This window comes from Arthrobacter sp. NPDC080086 (assembly GCF_040702285.1).
In genome coordinates this window covers 1-6,368 of the sequence record NZ_JBFBKP010000129.1, presented here as the reverse complement: position 1 = coordinate 6,368, position 6,368 = coordinate 1, and the positions used below count along the sequence as shown (strand labels likewise).

The following is a 6,368-nucleotide window of genomic DNA, read 5'->3' as shown; positions in this document are numbered from 1 at the left end:
CCGAAGCCCGCCGCGCCCCGCAGGCCCCGCCCGCCCCGCAGCAGGGCGGCGGCATGGCTGGCGACCTGGCCGGCGCCCTGGGCGGTGCGCTCGGCGGCGGGCTGAAGAGCATGGCCCGGTCCCTGGGCACCCAGCTGGGCCGCGAACTGCTGCGCGGCGTCTTCGGCACGTCCTCCCGGAGCCGGCGCCGCTGACGCCCAAGGGGTCTGGCGGTGGCTTAGCCGTGACCTGACTGCGGCTTCTCTGGGGTCTAGTTGGGGGCGTCCGGCCGTCATGCGCGGACGTCGTGACACCGGGATTTGGCGGGGCGGCAGGTAACGTAAGAATCGTGCAGATGAGTCAGGCCGTCGTCAAAACCGCAGCCCTGTGGCTGCTGGGCCTGATGCTGGCAGTGGCAGGCGCCGTCGTCGCCATCAACGTCGTGAATAATTCCCTGGCCAGCCCGCAGCAGCCGGTGCGCGAATATCTGGACGCGTTGCGCCAGGGTGAGGGCGCCAAAGCCTTGGGCCTGTTGCACGCGTCCGTCCCCAAGAGCAACGCCGCCATGCTGGACGGCGCCGGGTTGAAGGCGGCCGCGGCGCGCCTCTCCGACGTCTCGGTGGGCCGTGCGGAGGACCGGGGCGGTAACCGGGTGATGGTGCCGATCGATTACAGCATCGACGGCAGCCGCCAGCGCACGGAGTTCCTGCTCCAGGGCTCGGACCCGCAGTGGCTGTTCTTCCGGGACTGGTCCTTCGTACCCACCACGCTGCCCGTCCTGGATGTCACCGTGGTCAACTCCAACCACGCCGCGCTCAACGGGGTTCCGGTCAACATGCCCAACGGCCGCAACAGCTTCGCCGTCTTCTACCCCGGCCAGTACGAGGCGTCACTGAACAGCCAGTACTTCGCGGCGCCCCCGTCCCGGACCACGCTGACCGGCAAGGACGCCCCGGCCGCGCCGCTGAACCTGCTGACCCGCGCCACCGACGGACTGAAGAGCGCCGTCACGGCCAAGGTCAAAGAATTCCTGGACACCTGCGCGGACCAGGCGGACAAGAAGCAGCAACTCCAGCCGGACTGCCCGTTCTACCACGCCACCAACAACCGGGTGGTGGACGGCACCATCGACTGGAGCATCACCGACTACCCGGTGGTCAGCATCGAACCCTTCGGCGGCCGCTGGGTGGTGGCTCCGCTGGACGGAAAGGCCCGGATCAAGGCCCGCCAGGTAGACCTGTTCACGGGCTCTGTCACCGAACTGAACGCCGTCCACGACTTCAGCTTCACCGCCCGCCTGGACGTCGACGGGGACTCGGTGAAGCTCACCCCGCAGCTGACCGGTTAGTTTTTGTACCGCCCGCCAGCAGCGCGCGGAGGCATAAAAGGGCCGGTCCGGGTCAGACCCGGACCGGCCCAATCGCCTTAGTCCATTCCGCGCAGATCCAGCACCAGCTCGGTGTCACCGTCGGGCTGCAGGGTCACCGGGATGCCCCAGTCCTGCTGGTACAGGTGGCAGGCCGCGTGGTCCGGGATCTCGCCGTCGGCGTCCTCGGGGCCGTCACAGGCGGCCGCGCGGGCCGTGATGTGCAGGACGCCCTCGGGGACGTCAGAGGCCAGCTCCAGGGTGCGGAGCAGTCCCACGGAGGTCCCGCCACCGGCCACCAGCAGCTCCGGCGGGGTGGAGGAGATCTTCAGCTGCGTCGGGTCGCCCCAGCGGTCGTCCAGTTTCTGCCCGGTCGGGGCGGTGAAGCGGACCGTCAGGGACAGCAGTCCGGGCGCCACCGGGCTCTTGGGCCGCTGCGTCTGGGCGGCTCCCTCGTCCACCTGCTGGGCTTCCTTGGGGATCGGCACGTACACCAGCTGGTGCTTGTTGGCCTCGACCACCACCAGCAGCGGTTCCTCGCCGGCCACGTGGGTGTGGTCCACAATCACGTCGGAAGGCTCGGACAGGCCGCGGGCCAGGGTGGACACGGTACCGGTGGCCGGGTCGTAGCGGCGGACCGCGCCGTTGTAGGTGTCCGCGATCGCCACGGAGCCGTCGGGCAGCACGGTGACGCCCAGCGGGTGCTGCAGCCGCGCCTCGGCGGCCGGACCGTCCCGGAAACCGAAGTCGAACAGGCCCTTGCCCACGGCGGACTCGACGGTGACGCTGCGGTCCTCGCCGATCACCAGCTTCCGGAGCGCGGAGGTCTCGGAGTCGGCCACCCAGATGTTGCCGCCGGCGTCCTCGGCGAGGCCGGAGGACTGGGCGAACCAGGCCTCGGCGGCCGGTCCGTCAAGGAGCCCTTCGAGGCCATTGCCGGCGACGATGGTGACGGCCCCGGTCACTGGGTCGAAGCCGAAGATCTGGTGCACACCGGCCATGGCCACGACCACGGCGTTGAGCTTCGCGGACCAGACGACATCCCACGGCGAGCTGAGCGCCACCTTCAGCGGATCGGCTTCCAGCGCGGCACCGTAGGCGGCACCCTCCTCGTCCACCCGGGCGGGCCCGGTCTCGAGGAGCCGCTGGATGCCGTTGCCGGCCAGGGTGGTGGCCTCACCGGTGCGGAGCGAGAGCCCGCGGAGCCGGTGGTTGACCGAGTCGGCGATCACGACGTCGTAGCCGGCCTGGTCGGCCACGTCCTGGGGCAGCAGCACCAGGCCCTGGGGTTCGTTGAAGCGGGCGTCGGCGGGGCCGCCGTCGGCGTACCCCTTCTCGCCCGAGCCGTACGTGCCCAGCACCGTCTCGAAGTCGGTGGAGAGTTCCACCAGGCGGTGGTGGCCGGTGTCGGTGACCAGCCAGGACCCGGCGTCGCCGGCTGCCTCGGAGCCGCGGCCGGCGGGCAGGTAAAGGGCCTTGCCGGGGAAGCGGAGGGTGCCCGACGTCGGTTCCGGCGCCACGTACGGGCCGTCGCCGCGGTGCAGGGTGCCCTTGGCCTCGTGTTCGGCGATGAGTTCCGGGATCAGCACGGCCAGGCCGTCGGCGTGACCCTCACCGGAGAGGTGCGCCACGATGTAACCCTCCGGGTCGACGACCACCAGGGTGGGCCAGGCGCGGGCGGTGTACGCCTTCCAGGTCTCCAGCTCCGGGTCGTCCAGGACCGGGTGGCGGATCTCGTAGCGTTCGACGGCGGCGGCGAGGGCCACCGGGTCCGCCTCGTGCTCGAACTTGGGCGAGTGCACGCCCACGGTCACCAGGACGTCCGAGTACTCCTGCTCGAGGGGGCGCAGCTCGTCCAGGACGTGCAGGCAGTTGATGCAGCAGAAGGTCCAGAAATCCAGCAGCACGATCTTGCCGCGCAGGGATTCAAGGTCCAGGGACTTGCCGCCGGTGTTCAACCAGCCGCGTCCCACGAGTTCGGAGGCCCGGACCCGGTGGTGGGTGCGTACTGTTTCGCTCATCAGCGTCCTTCCAGCTTGGAGTTGCGATCGGCCAGCTTCGCGTCGCGTTCGGCGAGCTTGGCAAACATATCGTTGTAAGCGGTGAGATCGGCGTCGTTATTCCTGTCCGCCGCGCGGTCGGTGCGTTTGGACTCGCGTGCGTCGGAGCGGGACCACTGGACGGCGACGCCGATCGCCACCAGCAGGGTGGGTACCTCGCCGATGCCCCAGGCCACGGCACCGCCAGTCTGCTGGTCCAGCAGCGCCGACTGTCCCCAGGCCCGGCCGAGGTTGCCGAAGTAGTCCGCGGCCAGCAACCCGGTGCCGCCCATGATGGAGACGCCGAAGAAGGCGTGGAAGCCCATCGTGGCCAGCAGCAGCACCAAGCGCATCGGGTACGCGGCCCGCCGCGGCAGCGGATCAATGCCAATCATGGTGAGCACGAAGATGTAGCCGGTCAGGAGGAAGTGCAGGTTCATCAGCTCGTGGCCCACATGGTCGCGCATGGCGTAGCCGAACGCATCCGAGAAGTAGAACAGGATGATGGACCCGGCGAAGTTCGCGGCGGCGAAGAGCGGGTGCGTGACCAGCTGGGAGAACTTCGAGTGCACAAAGATCAGCAGCCATTCCCGCGGGCCGCGCGAGCTGTCCCGACGCGGGGTGAGGGCGCGCAGCGCGAGGGTCACCGGGGCGCCGAGGACCAGGAAGATGGGCGCCACCATGGTCAGGGCCATGTGGTCCACCATGTGCGCGGAGAACAGCACGCGGCCGTAGACCGACGGCGGCCCGGAGGTGATGTAGGTCAGGACGATCAGGCCGATGATCCAGTTCGCCGTCCGGAACCAGGACCATGAGTCTCCCCGCTTGGTGACCTTCCGGACGCCCAGCAGGTAGGAGACCAGGCCCGCGGCGGCCACGGCCACCCAGAGCCAGTCGAAGCGCCATTCGGTGAGCCAGCGCTGCGGGGTCAGCTCGGGCGGCAGCTCGTAGCCGGAGAGGATGAACGCCGGGGAGGCGTCGGGGGCGAACGTGGTGGGCTGCGGCGGGGCCGAGCGGCCGAGGGCCACCGCCAGGCCGGAGGTGGCGCCCATGATCAACAGTTCGACGGCGATCAGCTGCCAGAGCACCCGGCGGGCCGTCTTGCCGTGGCCCGTCGCGCCCAGCTGCGGGATCACCCACTGCCGGTGCATGAAGCCCACGCCCCCGAGGACCAGGGTGGCCGCGGCCTTGGCCATGATGAGCTGCCCGTAAGGGGAGCCGAAGAGGTCGGCCCAGCTGGAGACCCGGATGCTGGCGTTGATGACGCCCGAGCCGAAGACCAGGGCGAAGGCGAACCCGGCCAGGGCGGAGAACCGCCGCAGGGTGGGCTCGGTGATGTCGGCCTTGCCGCCAGAGCTGGTGAGAATTTGGGAGAGGAGGGCGAGCATGATGATGCCGCCCACCCAGGCGGACACGCCGGCCAGGTGCAGGGCCAGGGAGTTGATCGCGCCCTCGTGGTCGTTCGAACTGGCCGAGTGGCCGATCAGCGCCTGCGGGATCAGGCCGCCCGCGGCGATCACCAGCGTGATGGCCAGCGCGCCCCGGGAGCGGATGCCGAAAAGTGCGGTGGTCACGACGGCGGCGATGATCACGACGGCGAGCCAGGCACGGCCGGTGTCGATGTCCGTCATGTAGTAGACCAGCGACTTGGTGAACTGCGGGTCGCCAGCGAGGGTCTGGCCGGCGATGTCGGCGTAGCTGAGAACCAAGACCGCGACGGCAGACAGCGTCCAGACGACGCCGGCGATCGCCGTGACGGACAGCGCCCGGGTGAAGGCCGGGTGTTCCGGGGCGTTTTTGTCCCGGGAGGCCTTGCGGGTGGAGTTCCACGGCAGGATGCCGACGGCGAAGATGAGGCCGCCGATGACGGTGGCGATGGAGATGTTGTGCAGCGCCTTGGTGACCGGCAGGCCCCAGCGGACCAGGGCACCGGGGTCGGAGACCGCGCGGGCACCCGCCGCGCCCGAGAACAGTAGCCCGGTGATCAGGGCGGCGAAGAGTACCGCCAGCCCGGTCCATAGCCACGGCTGCGTGATGCCGGGGGTGCCGGCGCCGGAGCCAGCCGGTCCGCCCTGCCGGGAGGACGCTGCCGGGCTCTGGGTTCTCGTAGCAAAAGGCACAGTTCCATTGTCCGCTACTGCCGCCGCCGGGCCGAATCCGGCGTCACGAGCCGGCGGCCGCTGGCGGGCGGTTCAAACGCCAAGGAGCGGCAACCCGTGAGGGGTTGCCGCTCCTTCAAGCGTGGAAGAAGACTACTTCTTCTTGGCGACGGCGGCCTTCAGCTTGGAGCCTGCGGTCAGCTTGACGCTGTGGCCGGCGGCGATCTGAATGGTCTCGCCGGTCTGCGGGTTGCGGCCGGTGCGGGCAGCGCGGTCGGTGCGCTCGACGGCGAGCCAGCCCGGGATGGTGATCTTTTCGCCCGCGGCGACAGAGGTCTCGAAAACCTCGAACAGTGCATCGAGCACGGAGTTGACGGCTGCCTGGCTGGTGCCGGCCTTGCCAGCTACCTCTGAAACAAGTTCACTACGGTTCTTAGCCATGTATGTCCTCCTGGACTGATCTAATTTCTGAAGCCTGCCCGCAGTGCGCGAGCAAGCCACTCTTCGAAAACTTACCAGCTAGGCGCCCGCGAGGAGACAAAATTCCGCGTGTTTTCGCGCTTTTTTGGTCAAAATCACGACTTCGGAGCGGTTTGGACGGCCCATTTCAGCCCTCAGCGGACGCATCAGCATCATCACCCCCAGCCGGCGCACCAATAGTCGGTTCCCTGGAGGACTGAGGAACCGGCGGGACGGCGTGCGGGAAGGCGCACCAGTGCTGTCATCGGCCCGCCGACCGACCCCGGTTTCCCAGACGGTCCCTCACATAATGCCCACTTTCCCCAGGCGGTCCCTCAGCTGCTGCCGGTTTCCACCGGACGCTCCCTCAGCTGCTGCCGGTTTCCACCGGACGCTCCCTCAGCTGCTGCCGGTTTCCACCGGACG

The 6,368-nt window shown here is 69.2% G+C and carries 4 protein-coding genes and 1 pseudogene; 2 read left to right on the top strand and 3 right to left on the bottom strand.

The genetic code is table 11. The features are described from left to right. Both AB0305_RS22260 and AB0305_RS22255 read left to right on the top strand, forming a co-directional pair. Nucleotides 1–194 (top strand): annotated as a pseudogene (locus AB0305_RS22260) (ATP-binding protein); the annotation flags it as partial. A 140-nt stretch (nucleotides 195–334) separates the two neighbouring features. After that, the gene (locus AB0305_RS22255; RefSeq protein ID WP_364134600.1) at nucleotides 335–1,327 is read left to right on the top strand and encodes a hypothetical protein; all 993 of its coding nucleotides are present in this window, start codon (nucleotides 335–337) and stop codon (nucleotides 1,325–1,327) included. 77 nt (nucleotides 1,328–1,404) lie between these two features. Here AB0305_RS22255 and AB0305_RS22250 read toward each other — a convergent pair whose 3' ends face one another. From AB0305_RS22250 to AB0305_RS22240, 3 genes are all read right to left on the bottom strand, one after another. Continuing rightward, nucleotides 1,405–3,366: an NHL domain-containing thioredoxin family protein gene (locus tag AB0305_RS22250; RefSeq protein WP_364134603.1), complete on the bottom strand. Its 1,962-nt coding sequence runs from the start codon at nucleotides 3,364–3,366 to the stop codon at nucleotides 1,405–1,407. Beyond that, complete coding sequence (locus tag AB0305_RS22245; protein WP_364134705.1) at nucleotides 3,366–5,420, bottom strand: cytochrome c oxidase assembly protein; 2,055 nt, start codon at nucleotides 5,418–5,420, stop codon at nucleotides 3,366–3,368. The genes AB0305_RS22250 and AB0305_RS22245 overlap by 1 nt, the downstream gene beginning before the upstream one ends. 216 nt (nucleotides 5,421–5,636) lie before the next feature. Further along, the gene (locus tag AB0305_RS22240; RefSeq protein ID WP_056341443.1) at nucleotides 5,637–5,924 is read right to left on the bottom strand and encodes an HU family DNA-binding protein; all 288 of its coding nucleotides are present in this window, start codon (nucleotides 5,922–5,924) and stop codon (nucleotides 5,637–5,639) included. Nucleotides 5,925–6,368: the final 444 nt, after the last annotated feature.

Excerpts from the sequence above, each read along its gene's own strand:
- AB0305_RS22250 (WP_364134603.1), bottom strand. The coding sequence starts at position 3,366 with ATGAGCGAAACAGTACGCACCCACCACCGGGTCCGGGCCTCCGAACTC.
- AB0305_RS22255 (WP_364134600.1), top strand. The coding sequence starts at position 335 with ATGAGTCAGGCCGTCGTCAAAACCGCAGCCCTGTGGCTGCTGGGCCTG.
- AB0305_RS22240 (WP_056341443.1), bottom strand. The coding sequence starts at position 5,924 with ATGGCTAAGAACCGTAGTGAACTTGTTTCAGAGGTAGCTGGCAAGGCC.